The following is a 20,974-nucleotide window of genomic DNA, read 5'->3' on the forward strand; positions in this document are numbered from 1 at the left end:
AGTCGTGAGTCTGCTGTTGACCATGGGTGTCGCCGGTGCAGCCACTGCTGCTGACCCCATCAAAGGCGATGCCGCCGCCGGCCAGGCCAAAACGGCCGTTTGTGGGGCCTGCCACAACCCCGACGGCAACAGCCTGGCGCCGAACTTCCCGAAACTGGCCGGTCAGGGCCAGCGCTACCTGGAGAAACAGCTGCACGACATCAAGTCGGGCAAGCGCACCGTGCTGGAAATGACCGGCATGCTGGCCAATTTCAGTGACCAGGACCTGGCCGACATCGCCGCCTACTTCTCCAGCCAGAAAGGCAGCGTGGGCGCCGCCGACCCGGCACTGGTCGAGCGCGGCAAGGCCTTGTTCAACGGGGGCGACCTGGAGAAAGGCATGCCGGCCTGTATCGGTTGCCACTCGCCCAATGGCGCGGGCATCGCCCTGGCAGGCTTCCCCCACCTGGGTGGCCAGCATTCCCAGTACGTGGCCAAGCAGCTGACCGACTTCCGCGAAGGCGAGCGCACCAACGATGGCGATGCGGCCATCATGCGCTCCATCTCCAGCAAGCTGAGCAACAAGGACATCCAGGCGCTGTCCAGCTACATCCAGGGCCTGCATTAACATTCGGTTAATGCGCCAAAGGTAAAGATGAAAGGGCGGCGCGGGCCGCCCTTTTTTCTGTCCGCAGCCGGTACACTACAGAACTCGGGCCCTTCCCGACCTGTCTGAACACAGGTCGCGTCGAGGCGACCAATGACTGCTCAGGAGTAAAGCATGCGTAAACTGATTCTCAGCGCTGCGCTGGTCGCTGCCAGCGTATTCGGTATGGCCGCCGTACAGGCAGCAGAACCTGCCACGGCCGGCAAGGAATACATCGAGCTGAGCAACCCTGTTCCGGTATCCGTGCCCGGCAAGATCGAAGTGGTCGAGCTGTTCTGGTATGGCTGCCCCCACTGCTACCACTTCGAGCCGACCATCAACCCATGGGCGGAAAAACTGCCCAAGGACGTCAACTTCAAGCGCGTACCAGCCATGTTCGGCGGCCCTTGGGACGCCCACGGCCAGATGTTCCTGACCCTCGAAGCCATGGGCGTCGAGCAGAAGGTTCACGCTGCCGTCTTCGACGCCATCCAGAACCAGCACAAGCGCCTGACCGACCCTAAAGACATGGCCGACTTCCTCGCCACCCAGGGTGTCGACAAGGACAAGTTCCTCGCGACCTTCAACTCCTTCGCCATCAAGGGCCAGGTCGCCCAGGCCAAGGAACTGGCGAAGAAGTATGAAATCACCGGTGTTCCGAGCATGGTGGTCAACGGCAAGTACCGCTTCGACCTGGGCACCGCCGGTGGCCCGGACGGCGTGCTGAACGTCGCCGACCAGCTGATCGCCAAGGAGCGCGCCGCTAAGTAAGCGGCGGACCCCATGCGCCGTTTCCGATCCGCGCGTGGCATTGGCCTGCACCAGCCGCAGGTCAACGAGCATCACCTGCAGGCTCCCGGCCTGCCTGAGGATGGTCGCCTGCGGCTGCTCAGCTTCAATATCCAGGTGGGCATCAGCACCGAGCGTTATCGCCATTACCTGACCCGCAGCTGGCAGCACCTGCTGCCGCACAACGGGCGTGCCGGCAACCTGCAGAAGATTGGCGAGCTGCTCGGCGAGTTCGACCTGGTGGCCCTGCAGGAAGCCGACGGCGGCAGCCTGCGTTCAGGCTACGTCAACCAGGTCGAACACCTCGCCCACCTGGGCGCCTTCCCCTACTGGTACCAGCAGCTCAACCGCAACCTCGGGCGCTTCGCCCAGCACAGCAACGGCGTGCTCAGCCGCCTCAAGCCGCAACTGCTCGAAGACCACCCCCTGCCCGGCCCGGCCGGCCGTGGTGCGATCCTGGTGCGCTTCGGCGAAGGTGAAGATGCGCTGATCGTGGTGATGATGCACCTGGCCCTGGGGGCCAAGACCCGCGCCCGCCAGCTGGCCTACATCCGCGAGCTGATCGGCGGCTACCGCCATCAGGTGCTGATGGGCGACATGAATACCCATGCCACCGACCTGCTCGACCATTCCCCCTTGCGCGACCTGGGCCTGATTGCCCCGCAGGTCGAAGCAACCTTCCCCAGCTGGCGCCCGCAGCGCTGCCTGGACCATATCCTGCTCAGCTCGAGCCTGACCCTGGAGCGGGTCGAGGTGCTGGCGCAGCCGATATCCGACCACCTCCCGGTCGCCGTGGAGATCCGATTGCCTGATGCACTGACTGTGGATACGCTGCCGGTCTTGCGCTAGATCAGCAAAAGCCGCCTGCACCCTCAAGTGTTCGGGGCGCGCGCCGACAGCGTGTAATCACGTCCCCCAGATGCATTACCCGTTGCGGATCCAGGCATGACCGAAGAAGCCGAGCGCTGGAAAGAAAAATACCTAAAAAGCATCGAACAGCAGGAAAAGCTCGAGCGCCGCTGGGCTGCCCGCCTCGACTTGCTGCGCCGTGGCCTGGTGCGCAGCTCCCTTGCCGCAGAAGGCAGCGACAAGGTCGTTGACCAGTGCATGAAGGAAATGCGCGAGGTCATCCGCAGCGACAACATGGACGCCGGCCTTGCCGGGCTGATTCCACGCCTGGAAAAGGCCGTGCTCGACTCCGAGCAACGCCGCGAAACGCGCATGAACCAGGTCAGCGATGCGCTGACCGCGCTGGTGACCCAGCTTCAAGGCCTGCCGCTGCCCGGTGAGGTTTCGCGGCCGCTGAAGAAGCTGGCGAAAAAACTCGATGGGGGTGTCAGCCAGTCACGCGAGCTGCCCCCGCTGCTGGGTGAACTCAGCGGCCTGCAAGGGCGCGCGTTGGCGTCGCTGGGCAAGTCGGAGGATCAAGCCAAGCCTGGGCTTTTGCAGCGCCTGTTCGGTAACCGCGAAGACGAGCCGCAGGAACCGAGCGATACCCACCCGGCGCCCGTGGTTGCCGATGCGCCGGCTGAAGCGCCGCAGCGGCCATTACCTGACGGCCCCGTGCTGGTGGACCTGCCGCCAAGGGATGCCGATGAGCTGAGCCCGCTTGCACCGCCGCCGCCAGAAGAGCCTGCACAGCCAGAGCCCGAGGCAGCCGTCGTGGAGCAGGCAGCCATCGCCGAGCCTGCGGCAGATGAGCAGGCATTGCCCGAGGACGCGACTGCTGAACCTGAGGTCCTGGCGAGCCTCGAGGAAACCTTCGGCGAAGACGGCCCCTACTCGCTTCCGGACGCGGTCGAGCCGCCTTACAGCCAGGTGGCCGCGCATATCGAGCAGACGCTGATCGGCCTGCTGGATGACCTCAGCCTGCCCGAGCGTCACAAGGCCCAGGCCCTGGCGATGCGCGAGCGGGTGGCGCGCGGGCTGAACTGGTACGAACTGATTCCGGTGCTCGATGATCTCGCCGTGCTCATGCTGGCCATCACCGACAGCGGCCAGCACGAGTTCGAAACCTATCTGCAGCAGCTCAACGAGCGCCTGGAAACCTTCCAGAGCCACCTGCACGAAGCCAGCGCCGGCCATGCCGACAACAGCACCGCCGCGCGTGAACTGGACAGCCAGCTGCGCGAGCAGGTCGATGGCCTGCAGAGCAGCGTGCAGGGCGCGGCCGACGTCGACAGCCTCAAGCACATTCTGGAAAACCGCCTGGAAGGCCTGCTGGTCACCATGGACGACCACCAGCAGGAACGCGACCGCCGCGAGCAGGAACTGGCCGGGCGCCTGCAAGGTTTGGCCGAACGGGTGGCGAGCATGGAGCAGGAAGCCCTGGGCTATCGCGAGCACCTCGAAGAGCAGCGCCAGAAGGCCCTGATCGACCCCCTGACCGGCCTGCCCAACCGCGCAGCCTGGAGCGAGCAGGTCGAGCGCGAGATGCTCGACTGGCAGGAGCATGGCGGCCACCTGGCGATGGCGATTCTCGACCTCGACCACTTCAAGCGCATCAACGACAGCTACGGCCACCTGGCCGGCGACAAAGTACTGAAGATCGTCGCCGATCAGTTGCGCAAGCGCCTGCGGGCACGCGACTTCATCGCCCGTTTCGGCGGCGAGGAATTCGTCGTGCTGCTGCCGCAGACCTCGCCTGCCGCCGCGGCCCAGGTCGCCGAAGTGCTGCGCGCCGCGATCGAGGCCTGCCCGTTCCATTTCAAAGGCGAGCGCGTGGTCATCACCACATCCATCGGCGTGAGCGCCTTCCGCTCTGGCGAGCGCGGCGACCAGGTGCTCAAGCGTGCCGATGCGGCGCTCTACAAGGCCAAGGACCTGGGGCGTAATCGGGTGGTAGACATGTAGCACCTTCCTGGGCAGTGGCGAGCCGAGACTGGCTGGCCGGGTGTCGAGGCTTCGATGCCCCGGTTATCTACCCACTGCTTCAGGAGATTGATGATGAAAAAATGGTTTTTGGTGTTGCTGTCAGGTTTCGCCTTTCACTCCGCTGCGATGGCCAGGGACGTGCTCTGGACCGCGCACATCAATGCCGCTGGCGAGGTGGTGCGGGCTTGGCCTGCATGGATCGAGCGGGTGGAGCACACCCCTCAAGACAACTATTTCAGCCAGTACAAGCTGCATTTCAACAAGCGCATCGTGCACCAGGACCCCGGCTTCTGCGCGGTGTCTGCAATTGACGCCAGCTCCGAGCAACGCCTTGTGCATGGCCACGCCAAGGTAGTCGGCAAGCCAACCTACGAGAGCGTTACGGTCAATACGCAGCTGGTCGATGTCGACGGCCCCAGTGGCGACAATTCGATGGAGTTCCTGCTGATGTGCACGCGCTGATACAAGGATATCCAGAACACCGGGCAGGGGCTCGTTATACTGATGGGCACGCTTACTTCAAATCGACGTGCCCCTCCTGATGAAAACGCTTTTCACCGCGCTCGCTCTGCTGATCCTGACGGGCTGCTCCACAGGCCTGCGGATCGATCGCAGCCACCCTTCGGCCAACCAGGACAACCGCATCCAGTTCGTCGTCCTGCATTACACCAATGCGTCGCTGGAGCGTTCGCTGGCGCTGCTGACCCAGGGTGAAGTCAGCGCCCACTACCTGATCGGCGACGGCCCGGCCACGGTCTATCAGCTGGTCGACGAAAACCGCCGCGCCTGGCACGCCGGCGACAGCCAATGGCAGGGGCGCACCTGGCTCAACTCCAGCTCCATCGGCATCGAAATCGTCAACCCCGGGTTCGACGACACCCCCAACGGCCGTGTGTGGTACCCCTACAGCGAGGCGCAGATCCAGTCGCTGATCGCCCTGCTCAAGGACATCGTCAAGCGCAACAACATCGAGCCGCGGCACATCATCGGCCACAGCGACATCGCGCCGCTGCGCAAGCTCGACCCGGGGCCGCTGTTCCCCTGGAAGCGCCTGGCCGACGAGGGGCTTGGGGTATGGCCCGAGGCCAATGCCGTGGCCCGCCAGCAGGCCTACTTCAGCGCCAACCCGCCGAGCATCGGCTGGTTCCAGCAGGAGCTGGCGCGCTTTGGCTACGCGATCGAGCAGACCGGGGTGCTCGATGTCGCCACCCGTCACGTCATCGCGGCCTTCCAGATGCGCTTCCGCCCACAGCGCTTCGATGGCACGCCTGATGCCCAGACGGCCGCCATGCTGCAAGTGCTCAACCGCACCCGCTGACTCCTCCGCCCAACGGCCAGGGCAATCCTCCATCCAGTTGCTATACCTTGTATATCAACTGGATGCTGCCCATGTCGGCCCTGATAACTGCACTGCGCCAATTTTTTTACCAACCCTGGATGCTGGCCACTTTGGCAGCGGTGGCCAGCGCCGCAGTCTTGCTCACCGCCAGCATCGCCATTGCCCTGCAACAGATGAAGGAAAGCGAAAGCGCGCAGATGAACGCCCAGGGCGAGCGCTTTCTCGACCGCCTCGAGCAGGTGTTCGGCCAGCTGCGCGAGGGCGTCGACGAGTTGCAGTCGCAGCCATTGCGTGGATGCAGCCCGGCCATGCTGGCATTGCTGCAACAGGTGGGCTTGGGGTCTCGCTTCATTTATGAGGCGGCTTATGTCGACAGCAATGTCGCCTGCTCCAACCGCGGCGGCGCCAGGGCCTTCGTGCCCACGCGGGCGCCGGATATCCAGGGCCCGACCTACAGCTACTGGCTCAACACCACCACCGAACCCAACGAGAACCTCGCCGCGCTGATGCTCGCGCGGGGCAATTTTTTGGTGTCCACCTCACGCGGGCACCTCACCGATGTGGTCGACTTGCCGCCGGGTGGCAGCCTGCTGGTGGTGCTCGACAATGGCACCCGGGCGATCCCGGTGCTGGGCCCGTCGCAGGTCTGGCCTCCGGCAAGCACCTGGCCACCGCCCAGCAACAACGCGCTGTTCGAGCTGCATGACCGCCTGGTGTATCGCATGCCGACCAAATCCCCGGACTACCAGCTGGTGCTGATCGCGCCTCGGGCCAGCCTGCCGCTGAGGATGAACGGCATGCTCTGGCTGCTGTTCCCCGGCAGTGTGCTGGCAGCCTGCTGCATCGGCTGGCTGGTGCTGCAGCTGATCCAGCAGCGCCGCTCGATGAGTTCGGAATTGCAGACCGCGTTGCGCCGTGGCGAATTGCAGGTGCTCTACCAGCCCATCATCGAGCTGGACAGCCGCCGCTGCGTGGGCGCCGAAGCGCTGGTGCGCTGGCGAAGGCCGGACGGCACCCTGACCAGCCCGGATCTGTTCATCCCGCTGGCCGAGAACACCGGGCAGATTCGCCAGATCACCGATTTTGTTCTGCAGCGGGTGCTGGAGCAGTTGGGCCAGTTGCTGCGCTCGCACCGCAACCTTTATATCTCGGTGAACCTCGCCGCCTGCGATGTGATGGCGCCGCGCATCGGCCGCGTGGCGGCACGCCTGCTGGCACTGCACCGGGTGGCAGCCAGCCAGATCGCCTTCGAGGTGACCGAGCGCGGGCTGATCGATGTGGTGGTGGCCCGTGACAACCTGCAAGCCCTGCGCGCCGTCGGGCATCAGGTGCTGATCGACGATTTCGGCACCGGCTATTGCAGCCTGGCCTACCTGCAGACCTTGCCGGTGGACTGCCTGAAGATCGACAAGGCCTTCATCGATGCCCTCGGGCACGATGCCGCCAGCAGCGGCGTGGCCCCGCACATCATCCGCATGGCCCATGACCTGCACCTGCGGGTGATTGCCGAGGGCATCGAATGCGAGGCCCAGGCAGTACTGCTCAACAGCGAAGGGGTCAATTACGGGCAGGGGTGGCTGTTCGCCCACCCGCTCAACGCCCGGCAATTCGCCGAGCTGGTCACCCGCGGCCGGCAAGTCGGGCGCCAGCGCCTGGACGACGAGCCCTGAGGGCGGCCCTCAGACCGGCAAGGCCATATAGAACTGCGTGCCCTGGCCCGGGCGCGAAAACACCCCCATGCGCCCGCCATGCAGTTGCACGATTTCCTTGCACAGCGCCAGGCCAAGCCCGGCCCCGCCCTTCTTGCGCCCGACCTGCACGAACGGCTCGAAGATCCGCCCCTGTTGCCCATAGGCGATGCCTTCGCCATTGTCCTCGACGCTGACGATCACCCGCTCGGCATGGCGCCGGGCATGCAGGCGGATGCGCCCGCCGCTGGCGGTATGGCGGATGGCGTTGTGCAGCAGGTTGTCGAGCACCCGGTCGAGCTGGGCGACATCGGCCTGAATCCGTGGCAGCGGCAGGTCCAGCTCCTTGACCAGCTCGATTCGCTTGGCCGCCGCCTGCTCGCTGAAGCGTGCCTGGGCATGCGCCAGCAGCTCGTCGATGGCGCAGGGGGCAAGCTCCAGCTTCTGCAGCCCGCTCTGGTAGCGCGAGAAGTTGAGCAGGTCGTTGATCAGCTGGGTCAGGCGCTGCATTTCCTCGCCAATGGTGTCCAGAAGGTCGCTCTCGCGGGCCTCGGGCGGGAACTTGATGCGCTCGCGCAGCAGGCCGAAGGCCATGTGCATGCCGGTGACCGGCGTGCGCAGTTCATGGGAGGCGCGCAGCACGAACTCGCTGCGCACGCGCTCGAAGGCGCGCTGCTCGGTGACATCGTGCAGCACCATCACCGCGCCGAGGATCGGCCCTTGCGGGTGGCTGACCGGGGTCAGGCTGTAGGTCAGCAGGCGCGATTCTTCATCGACCTCGATGCTCAAGTCGTCCGGCGGCCGGTCCAGGTTGCCGCCACGCAGCACCTGGCGCAGCTGCTGCTCCAGCTCCGGGCGCTGCAGGGCCTGGGCCAGGCCGGTGCCGACACGGCTGTCGCTCCAGCCAAGCTGACGCTGGGCAACCGGGTTGAGGTGTTCCAGGCGCCCTTGCCGGTCGATGATCAGCAAGCCGTCGTCGATGCTGTCGAGCACCGCCTGCAGGCGCTGCTGGCCGGCCAGCAGTTCATCGACATTTGTTGCCTGGTGCTTGCGCAGGGCATCGGCCATCAGGCCGAAGCGCCGCGTCAGCTGGTTGAGCTCGACGGCCTGGGTCACCGGCAGGGTGACATCGAAGTTGCCCTGGCCGAGCTGGTCGGCCGCCTTGGCCAGGGCTTCGATCGGCTGGCCGAAGCGCCGGGCGATGTTGTGCGCGGTAATGAAGCCCAGCACCAGCACCACCAGGCCCATCAGGCCGAGCACACCGCTGACCAGCATAGCCCGGTCGCGGCTGATTTCCTCGCTGCGGGTAATCTGGTCGAGGGCCTGCTTGTGGGAATCGATCAGGTCGGTGCGGACCTGGTTGAAGGCGGCGCCCAGTGGTTGGTCGACGCCCAGGCTGACGGCCGGCGCCGGGCTGTCGCGGTAGGCCTGGAGAAAGGCCTGGTAGTTGCTGCTGGCCTTGCTGAAACCGGTGCGCTCGCCCCCTTGCTCCAGCCCTTGGTGAAGCAGGCTCTGGAAGTTCTGCTGCAAGGTTTGCAGGCTTTGCGGGGCCGTGTCCTGATCGAGCATCAGGGTCAGCTGCTCACCCAGGTTCTGGCGCAGCTTCAGGCCGGTTTCCAGCGCCTGAGTAGTATCGCGCACCGACTGCTGCTGCATCGTGGCCATCTGCAGCACGCTCACCAGGCCCAGCAGCAAGCCCAGCAAGGCCACCGTGACCAGTGCCGAAATGCTCAGGAAAAGCCGCGTGCGCAGCTTCATCGGCCATCTCATAAGTTGTACTGCTTGCGTTTGCGATAGAGGGTCGAGGCGTCGATGCCCAAGGTCTTGGCCGCCTGGTCGAGGGTATCGCTGGCCGCCAGCACCGCGCCGATGTGGGCGCGCTCCAGCTCATCCAGGCTCAGCGCAGCGCCCACGCGTGGGGCATTGCTGGCGGGCTGCTCGCCCATGCCCAGGTGGCTGATTTCGACCCGCTCCTGCGGGCAGATGATGCTGGCCCGCTCGATCACGTTGCGCAGCTCGCGGATGTTGCCCGGCCAGCGGTAGTTGAGCAGCGCGGCGCGGGCCTCGTCGCTGAAGCCTCGGGCCGGGCGCGAGTACTCCTTGACGAAGCGGGCGAGGAAGCGGTCGGCCAGGGTCAGGATGTCTTCGCTGCGCTCGCGCAGGGGCGGCAGGTGCAGGGTGATGACGTTGAGGCGATACAGCAGGTCTTCGCGGAAGCGGCTTTCGCGCACCATTTCCTCGAGGTTCAGGTTGGTCGCCGCGAGGATGCGCACATCGGCGCGGCGGGTCACCGGGTCACCGACCCGCTCGTACTCCTTGTCCTGGATGAAACGCAGCAGTTTGGGCTGCAACGCCAGCGGGAAGTCGCCGATTTCATCGAGGAACAGCGTGCCGCCGTCGGCCTGGCTGACCCGGCCAAGGGTGCTCTCGCTGGCGCCGGTGAAGGCGCCGCGGGTATGGCCGAACAGTTCGCTTTCCATCAGCTCGGCATTGAGCGACGGGCAGTTGATGGTCACGCAGGCTTTGCGCGCGCGCTTGCTCCAGCCATGGATGGCCCGGGCCAGTTCGCCCTTACCGGTACCCGACTCGCCGAGAATGAGGATGTTGGCATCGGTGGTGGCCACCTGCCGGGCGGTTTCCAGCACCGCCATCATCGCCGGGCTGTGCGAGTCGAGGCCGTCCTTGGGTTTGCGCACCTCGCCTTCGAGGGCTTCCAGGTGCGCCGACAGCTGGCGCACTTCCAGCTGCTTGGCCGTGGCCAGGCGCAGCTGGTCGGGGCTGCAAGGCTTGACCAGGTAATCGGCGGCGCCGGCCTGGATGGCGTCGACCGCGGTGTCGATCGCCGAATGCGCGGTAACGATCACCACGCGCATCCAGGGCGCCTGGACGCGCATCTGCGCCAGTACATCCAGGCCGTTGTCCTCGCCCAGGCGCAGGTCGAGGAAGCACAGGTCGAACACCTGGCGCTGCAACAAGGCTTCGGCCTGCGCCGCACTGTTGGCGGTGGCCACGCTGTAGCCTTCGTCTTCCAGGCAGTAGCGGAAGGTGCGCAGGATCGCGGACTCGTCGTCCACCAGCAGAATGCGGCCTTGGTTGTCCTGGGCGGATTCCATTTTCCTGAGCTCCTTAGGGTAGGTCTTCAATTAGTGTGGGGAAAATCGGGCAAGTTGCATGGTCAATTCTGAAGGATTCTGTCCTTTGCATGCTAGCCAATGGCCAAACAGCCCCCGCAAGCCCCGATATCTCGATGATTTTGTTAGAGCTTGGCGATGGCACATTGGTTGCGACGATTTATGGATTTTGCCCACAAAAGGAGTGCAACCATGCCCTTTTCCATCCGAACGGCCGCATTGACGGTCGGCCTCCTGTCCATTTGCACCACTGCCATGGCCGACCCGGTCAAGGACGCGCGCCTGGAGGGCTCGTTGCAAACGGCGCTTTCCCTGAACCAGATGCTCAACCCGTTTCGTATCCAGGTGGCGGTCGAGGGGCCGACGGCGCGCCTGTCGGGCGAGGTGGAGAATGAGGTCGAGCGCCACCTGGCCGAGCAGGTCGCGTTGGCCACCCGTGGCATCGAGCAGGTCGACAACCAGCTGCGGGTCAACGCCCAACTGGTCGAGCGGCCGCTGGAGTCACGGGCCTACGCCCAGCGCTTGAGCGATGCCACCTTGGCCGCGGTCATCCGCGCGCGGCTGCTGTGGAGCCGGATCACCGAAAAGGCCGCCATTAAGGTGCAGAGCAGCGAGGGCGTGGTGACCTTGCGCGGCAAGGTCGACAGCACCGAAGCCAAGGAGCTGGCCGGTGTGCTGGCACGCACCACCGATGGCGTGCACCTGGTCAACAACCTGGTGAGCCTGGATACCGTGGCCATGGCCAAGGCCCGCGAAACCCCGGTCGATGCCCCCACGGGGCCGCAGCCCAGTGATGGCTGGGTGGTCGACAAGATCCAGAGCAGCTTCCGTTTCAGCCGCAACCTGGACGGCCTGAACATCAAGGTGGCCAGTGAAGAAGGCATGGTGCGGCTGTCTGGCGAGGTGGTCAGCAGCGAGCAGAAAACCATCGCCGTAGAGATCGCCCGGCAGATCATCGGCGTGCGCGGTGTGGATGCCGACCTGCTGAAAGTGGCTACCAAGGTCGAGGGTTGAATCGTGCAATTCGCACGACGCCAAATCGGTCATCGTGCAGGATACGTCCTCAGGTGCTATGCGGAAATTACGTAACTACATGATTTTAAAGGATTTTATTTGATGTAAATGGCTGGCACGCAGGCTGCAATTACCCCTTCAGGTTTGAAGAAAAATTACAGCAGGAGAACCGGCATGAACCGCCAACACGTCAACCGCTCGCAAAATGTCGCACTCCCCCTGCGCCAGGTCCTGTTACTTGGGATGGCGATGCTGCTGACCTTGGCCGCCGGCCTCTTCTACTACAGCGTGCAAACCGCCCGGCTGGCCGATCAGGTCGCTGCGCAGACCGCACTGCTGACCCATATGCAGGCAACACGTGCCAATACCTTGGTGAAGGCAGCCCAACCGCTGCCGACTGCCAATACCTCGCCGGCCACCGTTGAAAATGTCGTGCCGCAAGAACGCTGGGTGTTCTGACGGCAAGGCCGGACTGATCTCAAAAAAGAAAGGAGAAGCATCATGCTGAGCTGGGCTATCACTTTCCTCATCATCGCCATTGTCGCTGCCGTACTGGGCTTCGGTGGTATCGCTGGCGCCGCCACGGGTATCGCGAAGATCCTGTTCATTGTCTTCCTGGTCCTGTTCGTAGCCTCCTTCTTCTTTGGACGCAATCGAGGTTGACGATGAGCAGGATGCTACGTACCGCCCTGGCTACCGCCCTGCTGTTGGGCGCTAGCGCAGGGGCCATGGCGGCCAATGACGGCCAGGTCCGGGTCGACCAGTTGCTCGGCTCGGACCCCGAATACCGGGAAACCTGGCAGCACACGATCAAAGGCGAGGAGCGCCTGCCCGAGTGGGTGATCAACCTCACCGGCAGCGCCCAGGAGCAGATGTCGGCAGTCACCGAAGATGGCGACAAGTACCTGGTCGGCCCGCTCTGCGAGTCCCAGGACAACTGCACCTACAAGCGCCTGATCGTGGCTTTCAGCTGGGACAAGGACGATGCCTACGGGATGCTCGTGGAAGTACCCGAAGGCCTGCCCAGCGACAAGTCGCCGACCCGCCACGCCCAGTACCGCTGGCTGGGCAAGCCGGACGACGGCATGAAGGCCATGCTGCAGGAGCAACTCAAGCGCGATCCGAAGTGGTATTGAGCGTTACTGACCAGCGGTCGCGCGCTGTCATGTAATAGAAGCGGAACCTTTTTATCGTTCTCGCTTCTATGATGCGCCGCCCCGAGGAGGGGCGACACATGACCAAGGGGCCGGGCTGTTCTGATTGTTGCAGGATCGGAGTGGCCTAGGGGTACAGGGAGTGCCTCCAGGATTGGGCCGGGTCAGGAAAAGGCAGAATCGGAAGCTTCAGGTCAGGTGTGGGTGATCCCACACTATTGAGGCCTGGCTTCCGAGGCGCCATGTCCATCTTTCCATCCTCCTTTCAAGAATTTGCTGTCAGGACACATTTTGTCTTGACCGTACATCAATTTTTTTTCGTCCAATCGAGTGCCCGCGCAAGCGGCATTTACGCCATTCGGATTGTCGAACAAGCCATCTCTGCCACCCATTCCGCCCTGCCATATATGCCTAAAAATGGCGCTTTGGACTTGTTCGGGAATCCGAACGTTATAAATCAAGGGCTTGCGAGTGCCTCATTTTGACGCAGATCAGTATGCATAATCGGTATGGGGTATACGCTTCCGGCATTAGATTTCATCCTTTCCCATCGCAATAGTTGCCGCCTTTTCGCTGGCCCGAGCGCTCAGTCGCTCGCTCGCGGTATCCCTACATGGGGTCTCCGGACGGAAGCTGCATGCTGCCCGTGACGTTGCCAACGGCTCTGTTACGCGCTTTTCCGGTCGGTGCCCGTGACCACTAGAACAAAGGGTAAAGACATGAAGAAGGCAAAACTGAGCCTCGCCTGGCAGATCGTCATCGGTCTGGTCCTGGGCGTTGCAATCGGCGCGCTGCTGAACCACTTCAGTGCGGAAAAGGCATGGTGGATCAGCAACGTTCTCCAGCCTGCCGGTGACATCTTCATTCGCCTGATCAAGATGATCGTCGTCCCGATCGTGATTTCGTCGCTGATCGTGGGCATCGCCGGGGTTGGCGACGCGAAGAAACTGGGCAGTATCGGCCTGAAGACCATCATCTACTTCGAGGTGGTGACCACCATCGCCATCGTCGTCGGCCTGGTGTTGGCCAACGTGTTCCACCCGGGCGCCGGCATCGACATGAGCACCCTGGGTACCGTGGACATCTCCAAGTACCAGGCCACCGCGGCCGAGGTGCAGCATGAGCATGCGTTCATCGAGACCCTGCTCAACCTGATCCCGTCGAACATCTTCGCGGCGCTGATGCGTGGCGAAATGCTGCCGATCATCTTCTTCTCGGTGCTGTTCGGCCTGGGCCTCTCCAGCCTGCAGGCAGACCTGCGCGAGCCGCTGGTGCGTACCTTCCAGGGCGTGTCGGAGACCATGTTCAAGGTCACCCACATGATCATGAACTACGCCCCGATCGGCGTGTTCGCCCTGATCGCCGTGACGGTCGCCAACTTCGGCTTCAGCTCGCTGCTGCCGCTGGCCAAGCTGGTGCTGCTGGTGTACTTCGCCATCGCCTTCTTCGCCTTCATGGTGCTGGGCCTGGTGGCGCGCCTGTTCGGCTTCTCGGTGATCAAGATCATGCGCATCATGAAAGATGAGCTGATCCTCGCCTACTCCACCTCCAGCTCCGAGACCGTGCTGCCGCGCGTGATCGAGAAGATGGAGAAGTACGGTGCGCCGAAGTCGATCTGCTCGTTCGTGGTACCGACCGGCTACTCGTTCAACCTCGACGGTTCGACCCTGTACCAGAGCATCGCGGCCATCTTCATCGCCCAGCTCTACGGCATCGACCTGTCCTGGAGCCAGCAGCTGCTGCTGGTGCTGACCCTGATGGTCACCTCCAAAGGCATCGCCGGCGTGCCGGGCGTGTCCTTCGTGGTACTGCTGGCCACCCTGGGCAGCGTGGGCATCCCGCTGGAAGGCCTGGCCTTCATTGCCGGTGTCGACCGCATCATGGACATGGCGCGTACCGCTTTGAACGTGATCGGCAACGCCCTGGCGGCCCTGGTGATCGCCCGTTGGGAAGGCATGTACGACGCGGCCAAGGGCGAGCAGTACTATGCCTCGCTGATGGCCGACAAGCAGGAAACTGCAGCGGTAGGCGAGCACGCCAAGCGCTGAAGCTGACCTGTTGAACAAGAAACCCCGATCTGTCGGGGTTTTTTGTTGTCTGTAAGGGCCTATTCGCGGGACAAGCCCGCTCCCACAGGGTGTTCTTTGCCTGTCGAACCTTTGTGGGAGCGGGCTTGCCCCGCGAATCGAGGGCGCAGCCCTCGCCGGTAATCTCCGTTATCATTCAGGCATTTTTCAGGGGGACTCACGGATGCTAAACGGCCTTTGGCTCGGCTTTTTCCTGGTGGCGGCCGTCTCCGCCCTGGCCCAATGGCTGGTCGGCGGCAACGCCGGCATCTTCGCCGCGATGGTCGAGAGCATCTTCGCCATGGCCAAGCTGTCGGTGGAGGTGATGGTCCTGCTGTTCGGCACCCTGACCCTGTGGCTGGGCTTTCTGAAGATCGCCGAACAGGCCGGCATCGTCGAATGGCTGGCCAAGGTACTCGGCCCGCTGTTCGCCCGGTTGATGCCCGAGGTGCCGCCCGGCCACCCGGCCCTGGGCCTGATCACCATGAACTTCGCCGCCAACGGCCTGGGCCTGGACAACGCCGCCACGCCGATCGGCCTCAAGGCCATGCGTGCGCTGCAGGAGCTCAACCCCAGCAGCACCACGGCAAGCAACGCGCAGATCCTGTTCCTGGTGCTCAACGCCTCGTCGCTGACCCTGCTGCCGGTGACCATCTTCATGTACCGGGCGCAGCAAGGCGCCACCGACCCCACCCTGGTGTTCCTGCCCATCCTGCTGGCCACCAGCGTGTCGACCCTGGTCGGCCTGCTGTCGGTGGCGGTGATGCAGCGCCTGCGCCTGTGGGACCCGGTGGTGCTCGCCTACATGATCCCGGGCGCGCTGCTGCTGGGCGGTTTCATGGCCTTTCTCGGCACCCTGTCGGCGGCGGCGCTGGCCAGCCTGTCGTCGATCCTCGGCAACCTCACGCTGTTCGGTGTGATCGTGCTGTTCCTGGTGATCGGCGCGCTGAAACGGGTGAAGGTCTACGAAGCGTTCGTGGACGGCGCCAAGGAAGGCTTCGACGTGGCCAAGAGCCTGTTGCCCTACCTGGTGGCGATGCTGGTGGCGGTGGGCGTGCTGCGTGCCTCCGGGGCGCTGGAGCTGCTGCTGGATGGCATTCGCCACGCGGTCAACTGGCTAGGCATGGACACCCGTTTCGTCGAAGGCCTGCCGACGGCGCTGGTCAAGCCGTTCTCCGGCAGCGCCGCCCGGGCGATGCTGATCGAGACCATGCAGACCCACGGTGTCGACAGCTTCCCGGCGCTGGTGGCGGCGACCATCCAGGGCAGTACCGAAACCACCTTCTACGTGCTGGCGGTGTACTTCGGCGCGGTGGGTATCCAGCGGGTGCGCCACGCCGTGGGCTGCGCCTTGCTGGCCGAGTTGTCGGGCGTGATCGCGGCCATCTTCATCTGCTACTGGTTCTTCGCCTGAGCCTGGGTTCCCTGGGCCACGGTCCAGTCGATGACCTGCCCGGCCAGCCTGTCGCTGGCCGCGCCAAAGCCCGCCACCACCGCGGCCACCTGGCGGTCGGCCAGCGGCTGGTGCACTTCGAAGCGCTTGCTGGCGAGAATGCGCTGGCTGCGCCCCTGGACCAGGCGCGCGTCATAGCGGACCACCACTTCCACCGCGCCGCCTGAGCGGTACTCGCTCTGGAACGCCTGCAGCTCGCCCACCAGTTCGTAGTCGGCCTGCAGGTTGCTGTCGTCGGCGCTCAGGCGCTGCACCCGGCCGTCGCGCTGGAACCCATCGAGCAGGCGGTTGCGCACCAGCAAGGGCACCGGGTCGCTCCAGCGCGCGCCTTTGTAGTTGCTGATCACGTCACCCTCGGGCACCACCGCGATGCGCGGGCCGGCCAGTGCTTCGCTGGCCAGCGGCTTGTTCAGGCGCAGCGACCAGTCCAGCGGCGCTGCGTTGCGGCTGGCCTGGTTGACCGGCAGGCGGTACATGTCCACCGGCGCCGGCTGCGGCAGGATCGAGCAGGCGGCGGCCAGGCTCAGGGTGGCCGCCAGGGCCAGCAGGCGCAGCGACGGATTCATGGCTGGAACTCCTTGTTGTTGTCGCGGCCGAGCAGGTAGCCGCTCGGGTCGGCCTCCAGGCGCCGGGAAATGCCCTTGAGCGAATTGAGCGTCTCGCGCAGCTCGCGGATGGCGGGGGTCAGCTGGTTCAGCCCTTGCGCGCCGTCGTCGATCGACTGGCGGTTGTCCTGCAGCAGGCTGTTGATGGTTGCCGTGCTTTGCGCCAGTGACTGCATGGCCTGCTCGGCGCTGCCGATGGCCTGCTTGCCCTCGTTGCCGAGCAGGCCGTTGGCGTTGCGCATCAGCGCCTGGGTTTCGGCCAGGGTGGCATTGGCCTGCTTGCCGACCTGGGCCAGTTGCTCGATGGCCGCGCCAATGCCGCCCTTCTGGTTGGCGAAGGCGCCGGTGGTTTGCTCGAGGTTGGCCAGGGTGTTGCTCAGGCGCTCGATATTGCTCTCGGAGAACATCAGGTTGGCGTTGTGCAGCAGCAGGTTGATGTTGGTCACCAGGTCGCTGCTGTCATTGAGCAGGCGCGAGATCGGCGAGGGCGAGGCGACGATCACCGGCAGGTGCCCATCCTTGCTCTTGAGCTCCGGGCTTTGCGGGGTGCCGCCGCTGAGCTGGATGAACGAGTTGCCGGTGACCCCGGCCAGGGTCAGCTTGGCCTGGGTGTCTTCCTTCACCGGGGTGTCGCCGCTCAGGCGCACCCGCGCCAGCACCCGGCGCGGGTCCTTGGGGTCCAGGCGCAGGCTGGTGACATCGCCCACCTTGATGCCGTTGTACTGCACCGGGCTGCCGCGCGACAGGCCCGAGACGGCCTCGTTGAAGACCACTTCGTAGTCCTTGAAGGCGTCGTCGACACTGGACTTGGTCAGCCACAGGCCGAACAGCATGGCACCGACCACCACCACCACGGTGACCAGGCCGATGAGAACGTGATGAGCTCGGGTTTCCATCGTTCAGCGCTCCTGCCCGGCGCTGGCGGCGGCCTGTTCGGCAGCGCGCCCGCGTGGGCCGTGAAAGTATTCGTGAATCCACGGGTCGTTGGTTTGCTCGACCTCGGCCAGGGGGCCGGCGACCAGCACTTTTTTCTGCGACAGCACGGCGACGCGGTCGGTGATGGTGTAGAGGGTGTCCAGGTCGTGGGTGATGAGGAACACGCTCAGGCCCAGGGCATCGCGCAAGGTCAGGATCAACTGGTCGAAGGCGGCGGCGCCGATCGGGTCGAGGCCGGCGGTAGGTTCGTCGAGGAACAGGATGTCCGGGTCCAGGGCCAGCGCCCGAGCCAGTGCGGCGCGCTTGATCATGCCGCCGGACAGCGACGACGGGTACTTGTCGGCAGCCGACAGCGGCAGGCCGGCCAGGGCCAGCTTGACCCCGGCCAGGTGCTCGGCATCGTCGCGCGACAACCCGGCATGCTCGATCAGCGGCAGGGCCACGTTCTCGGTGACGGTCAGCGAGGAGAACAGCGCGCCCTTCTGAAACAGTACGCCAAAGCGCCGCTCGACCAGCGAACGTTGCTCCTCGCCCAGGCTCGCCAGGTCTTCGCCGAACACCTTGATCAGCCCCTCGTTGGGCCGGCGCAGGCCGATGATGCTGCGCAGCAGCACCGACTTGCCGCTGCCCGAGCCACCGACCACGGCGAGGATTTCGCCACGGTACAGGTCCAGGTCCAGGTGCTCGTGCACGACCTGGCTGCCGAAGCGGTTGCAGATGCCACGCGCCTCGATCACCGCTTGTTGGCCCGTCACCAGCCCATCTCCATGCAGAACAGCGCGGCCACGGCATCCAGCACGATGACCACGAAAATCGATTGCACCACGCTGGAGGTGGTATGGGCGCCGACCGACTCGGCGCTGCCGCTGACCTTGAAGCCTTCCAGGCAGCCGATGGCGGCGATCAGGAAGGCGAAGAACGGGGCCTTGGCCAGGCCGACCAGAAAGTGCTGCACGCCGATGTCGCTCTGCAGCAGCGAAAGGAACATCGCCGGTGAAATATCCAGGGTCAGGGCGCACACCACCGCGCCGCCGACGATGCCGCAGATCATCGCCACGAAGGTCAAAAGCGGCAGCGAAATCAGCAGTGCCAGCACCCGCGGCACCACCAGCAGCTCGATGGGGTTCAGGCCCAGGGTGCGGATGGCGTCGATTTCTTCGTTGGCCTTCATCGAGCCGATCTGCGCGGTGAAGGAGCTGGCGGTGCGCCCGGCCATGAGGATGGCGGTCAGCAGCACGGCGAATTCGCGCAGGAACGAGAAGGCCACCAGGTCGACGGTGAAGATGGTCGCGCCGAAAGCGGCCAGCACCGTGGCGCCGAGAAAGGCCACCACCGCGCCCACCAGAAAGGTCAGCAAGGCGACGATGGGGGCGGCGTCGAGGCCGGTCTGCTCGATGTGCGCGACCACCGGGGTGACGCGCCAGCGGTGGGGCTGGAACAGCCGGCGCAGCAGGGTTTCGAGGATCAGGCCAACGAAGCCGAGCAGTTGCATGCTGTCTTGCCAGAGCGTGCCGACCGCGCAGCCGATGCGCTCCAGCAGTTGCAGCAGCACGTTGCGTTCGGGCGCCTTGACCGGGATGCAATAGTCCTGCACCGAGGTGTAGACGGTCTTGAGCAGGGCGCGGCTGGCTTCGGGCAGGTCGTTGGTGCAGTGGTTCAGGCGCTCGGTGCCGAGCAGCTCGGCCAGCAGCGCGGCCCCGGCGGTGTCCAGGCGGCCCAGTTGGCTGAGGTCGGCGATGGCGTCGCCTGTGGCTTGCGTGCGCAGCTGCTCGCTGTCGCGCCTGAGGCTGGCGTAGTGGGCCAGGGTCCAGTCACCGGCGATACGCAGGCAGGCCGGTTGGCAGCTGGTGTCCAGGGTGGCGCTGGGAGTGGTCATAGGCTCCATGCATCTGACAGCCCGCAGGGGCGTAGAGGCTGATCATAGCGCAGCGTGCCTGTCTTGGCCCTATCGCCGGCAAGCCGGCTCCCACAGGGACCTCACTGCCCTTGCCTGTGGGAGCCGGCTTGCCGGCGATGGGGCTGCAAAGCAGCCCTTTTGCATCAGCCCGCCGGGGCGTCGTCGACCACCTTGAAGCGCAGCACGCCGATCACCTGGCCATCCTCGGTCAGCACCCGCACCTGCCACTTGCCCACCGGGTTGGGCGGGAAGTTCTGCTTGTGAGTCCAGGCCCGGTAGCCTTCCTTGCGCCCGCCGTGGATATCCAGGGCAATGCGGTCGACCTCCTGGCCGTCCTTCTGCCACACGTGGTAGATGCGCTCGTTGAGCCCGCGCGGTGCGTTGATGGCGGTATAGGCATACAGGCCGGCGCTGCGGATGCGGCTGGCGGCGATTTCTTCCAGCGACTCGCCGGGCTGGCGATTGAGCACTTCGGTGCTGACCGCCACCTCGGTCATCCACAAGGTCGCCGGCGGCACCCACGAGCGCAGCAGCCAGCCACCGCCGCCCACGGCCAGGGTCACCAGCACCAGGGCCACGCCACGGCGCCAGGTACTGATCGGGAAGCTGCTGATCAGGCTGGGGAACGACAGCGCCATCGCCGCGATCAACGCCAGCTTGAAGCTTTGCGCGGTGGTCAGGTGCAGGATGATCGGCAGCGCGGTCAGCAGCGCCGCGAACAGTGTCAGGGTGTGAAACGCCATGAACAGCCAGCGCCGTGGCGCCAGCCACTTGTAGTACAGCGGGTCGATGATCGACACCAGCCCGGCAGCGCCGAGCAGGCCGGTGAACACCAGCTGCAGGCTGTTCCAGGTGGTGGTGATGAAGAAGAACGGCAAGACGAAGAACAGGCTTTCCTGGTGGATCATCTGCGTCGCGTAGCGCAGCAGCGGTTGTGGGATCTCGCGTTTGAAGGTGCGGGCGAACAGGCCGGTGAGGGCGTTCTCCAGCATCAGCCAGACCCAGCTGACCAGCAACAGAATGGCGACCCAGCTGGCCAGGCCGGCCTGGCGGTCGACCAGGATGAAGCTGCCGATGCCAGAGAGAAAACCGCCGAGGGCGATGACGCCGGGGTAGCGTTTGAGCAGTTCGATGACGCGCTGGACGAAATGGGGGATAGGGGGCATTGGGGCTGCAACGATTTTATGGAAAGGCTGCCGGCCCTATCGCTGGCAAGCCAGCTCCCACAGAACGCCACTGCCTGTGGTTTTTCCTGTGGGAGCCGGCTTGCCGGCGATAGGGCCGGTACTGGCAACCATTCAACCTGCTTCAAGAAGGCCCCCACATGCCCACCCCCGTCCTGATCGCCATCGACGCCTCCCCCGCTTCCACTGCCCTGCTCGCCCTCGCCCGCCGCTACTGCC

20 protein-coding genes and 1 pseudogene are annotated in these 20,974 nt (G+C 64.8%); 14 read left to right on the forward strand and 7 right to left on the reverse strand.

What is annotated here, in order from left to right:
- From B3E94_RS24170 to B3E94_RS24200, 7 genes are all read left to right on the forward strand, one after another.
- Positions 1-607, forward strand: a 607-nt coding sequence (locus B3E94_RS24170) for a c-type cytochrome (protein WP_286915525.1), incomplete at its 5' end; no start/stop codon positions are given.
- 153 nt (positions 608-760) lie between these two features.
- Entirely contained in the window at positions 761-1,396 is a 636-nt protein-coding gene (gene dsbA / locus B3E94_RS24175) for a thiol:disulfide interchange protein DsbA (protein ID WP_176515935.1), read from the forward strand.
- Positions 1,397-1,408: 12 nt separating this feature from the next.
- Positions 1,409-2,263, forward strand: coding sequence for an endonuclease/exonuclease/phosphatase family protein (locus tag B3E94_RS24180; RefSeq protein ID WP_176515933.1), 855 nt, complete (start codon positions 1,409-1,411; stop codon positions 2,261-2,263).
- 96 nt (positions 2,264-2,359) lie between these two features.
- The gene (locus B3E94_RS24185) at positions 2,360-4,267 is read left to right on the forward strand and encodes a GGDEF domain-containing protein (protein WP_286915526.1); all 1,908 of its coding nucleotides are present in this window, start codon (positions 2,360-2,362) and stop codon (positions 4,265-4,267) included.
- 93 nt (positions 4,268-4,360) lie between these two features.
- The gene (locus B3E94_RS24190) at positions 4,361-4,750 is read left to right on the forward strand and encodes a hypothetical protein (protein WP_176515929.1); all 390 of its coding nucleotides are present in this window, start codon (positions 4,361-4,363) and stop codon (positions 4,748-4,750) included.
- Positions 4,751-4,829: 79 nt separating this feature from the next.
- A complete protein-coding gene (locus B3E94_RS24195) occupies positions 4,830-5,606 on the forward strand; it encodes an N-acetylmuramoyl-L-alanine amidase (RefSeq protein ID WP_176515926.1) in 777 nt (258 codons plus the stop codon).
- A 71-nt stretch (positions 5,607-5,677) separates the two neighbouring features.
- Positions 5,678-7,297, forward strand: a complete 1,620-nt coding sequence (locus B3E94_RS24200) for an EAL domain-containing protein (RefSeq protein ID WP_236236240.1) — start codon at positions 5,678-5,680, stop codon at positions 7,295-7,297.
- Positions 7,298-7,306: 9 nt separating this feature from the next.
- On the opposite strand, the gene B3E94_RS24205 is transcribed toward B3E94_RS24200, so the two are convergent.
- A complete protein-coding gene (locus B3E94_RS24205; protein WP_286915527.1) occupies positions 7,307-9,085 on the reverse strand; it encodes a KinB sensor domain-containing domain in 1,779 nt (592 codons plus the stop codon).
- A complete protein-coding gene (gene algB, locus B3E94_RS24210; protein WP_286915528.1) occupies positions 9,082-10,428 on the reverse strand; it encodes a sigma-54-dependent response regulator transcription factor AlgB in 1,347 nt (448 codons plus the stop codon). The genes B3E94_RS24205 and algB overlap by 4 nt, the downstream gene beginning before the upstream one ends.
- A 210-nt stretch (positions 10,429-10,638) precedes the next feature.
- On the opposite strand from algB, the gene B3E94_RS24215 reads away from it, so the two are divergent.
- The 6 genes from B3E94_RS24215 to B3E94_RS24240 all read left to right on the forward strand — a co-directional run bounded on the left by B3E94_RS24215 (position 10,639) and on the right by B3E94_RS24240 (position 16,094).
- A complete protein-coding gene (locus B3E94_RS24215) occupies positions 10,639-11,460 on the forward strand; it encodes a BON domain-containing protein (protein ID WP_286915529.1) in 822 nt (273 codons plus the stop codon).
- A gap of 174 nt (positions 11,461-11,634) precedes the next feature.
- Entirely contained in the window at positions 11,635-11,919 is a 285-nt protein-coding gene (locus B3E94_RS24220; RefSeq protein ID WP_176515915.1) for a hypothetical protein, read from the forward strand.
- Positions 11,920-11,961: 42 nt separating this feature from the next.
- Positions 11,962-12,123 carry a DUF1328 domain-containing protein gene (locus B3E94_RS24225; protein WP_176515913.1) on the forward strand — a complete coding sequence of 54 codons (162 nt, stop codon included), beginning with the start codon at positions 11,962-11,964 and terminating at the stop codon, positions 12,121-12,123.
- 2 nt (positions 12,124-12,125) lie between these two features.
- Complete coding sequence (locus B3E94_RS24230) at positions 12,126-12,596, forward strand: inhibitor of vertebrate lysozyme family protein (RefSeq protein ID WP_176515911.1); 471 nt, start codon at positions 12,126-12,128, stop codon at positions 12,594-12,596.
- Positions 12,597-13,333: 737 nt separating this feature from the next.
- Positions 13,334-14,662 (forward strand): glutamate/aspartate:proton symporter GltP, encoded by a 1,329-nt coding sequence (gltP, locus tag B3E94_RS24235; protein ID WP_176515907.1) that lies wholly within the window; start codon positions 13,334-13,336, stop codon positions 14,660-14,662.
- Positions 14,663-14,864: 202 nt separating this feature from the next.
- Positions 14,865-16,094: a nucleoside recognition domain-containing protein gene (locus tag B3E94_RS24240; RefSeq protein WP_286915530.1), complete on the forward strand. Its 1,230-nt coding sequence runs from the start codon at positions 14,865-14,867 to the stop codon at positions 16,092-16,094.
- On the opposite strand, the gene B3E94_RS24245 is transcribed toward B3E94_RS24240, so the two are convergent.
- The 5 genes from B3E94_RS24245 to B3E94_RS24265 form a co-directional block, all read right to left on the reverse strand.
- Positions 16,076-16,699: an ABC-type transport auxiliary lipoprotein family protein gene (locus B3E94_RS24245; RefSeq protein WP_286915531.1), complete on the reverse strand. Its 624-nt coding sequence runs from the start codon at positions 16,697-16,699 to the stop codon at positions 16,076-16,078. The genes B3E94_RS24240 and B3E94_RS24245 overlap by 19 nt on opposite strands.
- Positions 16,696-17,634, reverse strand: a complete 939-nt coding sequence (locus B3E94_RS24250; RefSeq protein WP_286915533.1) for an MlaD family protein — start codon at positions 17,632-17,634, stop codon at positions 16,696-16,698. The genes B3E94_RS24245 and B3E94_RS24250 overlap by 4 nt, the downstream gene beginning before the upstream one ends.
- A 3-nt stretch (positions 17,635-17,637) precedes the next feature.
- A complete protein-coding gene (locus B3E94_RS24255; protein WP_176515899.1) occupies positions 17,638-18,429 on the reverse strand; it encodes an ABC transporter ATP-binding protein in 792 nt (263 codons plus the stop codon).
- The gene (locus B3E94_RS24260; RefSeq protein ID WP_286915535.1) at positions 18,426-19,559 is read right to left on the reverse strand and encodes an MlaE family ABC transporter permease; all 1,134 of its coding nucleotides are present in this window, start codon (positions 19,557-19,559) and stop codon (positions 18,426-18,428) included. Before B3E94_RS24260 ends, B3E94_RS24255 begins: the two co-directional genes overlap by 4 nt.
- 155 nt (positions 19,560-19,714) lie before the next feature.
- Complete coding sequence (locus B3E94_RS24265; protein WP_176515894.1) at positions 19,715-20,737, reverse strand: DUF5924 family protein; 1,023 nt, start codon at positions 20,735-20,737, stop codon at positions 19,715-19,717.
- Between the two features lie 158 nt (positions 20,738-20,895).
- Here B3E94_RS24265 and B3E94_RS24270 point away from each other — a divergent pair.
- Positions 20,896-20,974 (forward strand): annotated as a pseudogene (locus B3E94_RS24270) (universal stress protein); the annotation flags it as partial.

This window comes from Pseudomonas sp. UBA6315 (genome assembly GCF_002438125.1).
In the GTDB taxonomy this organism is placed as follows: Bacteria; Pseudomonadota; Gammaproteobacteria; order Pseudomonadales; family Pseudomonadaceae; genus Aquipseudomonas; species Aquipseudomonas faucium.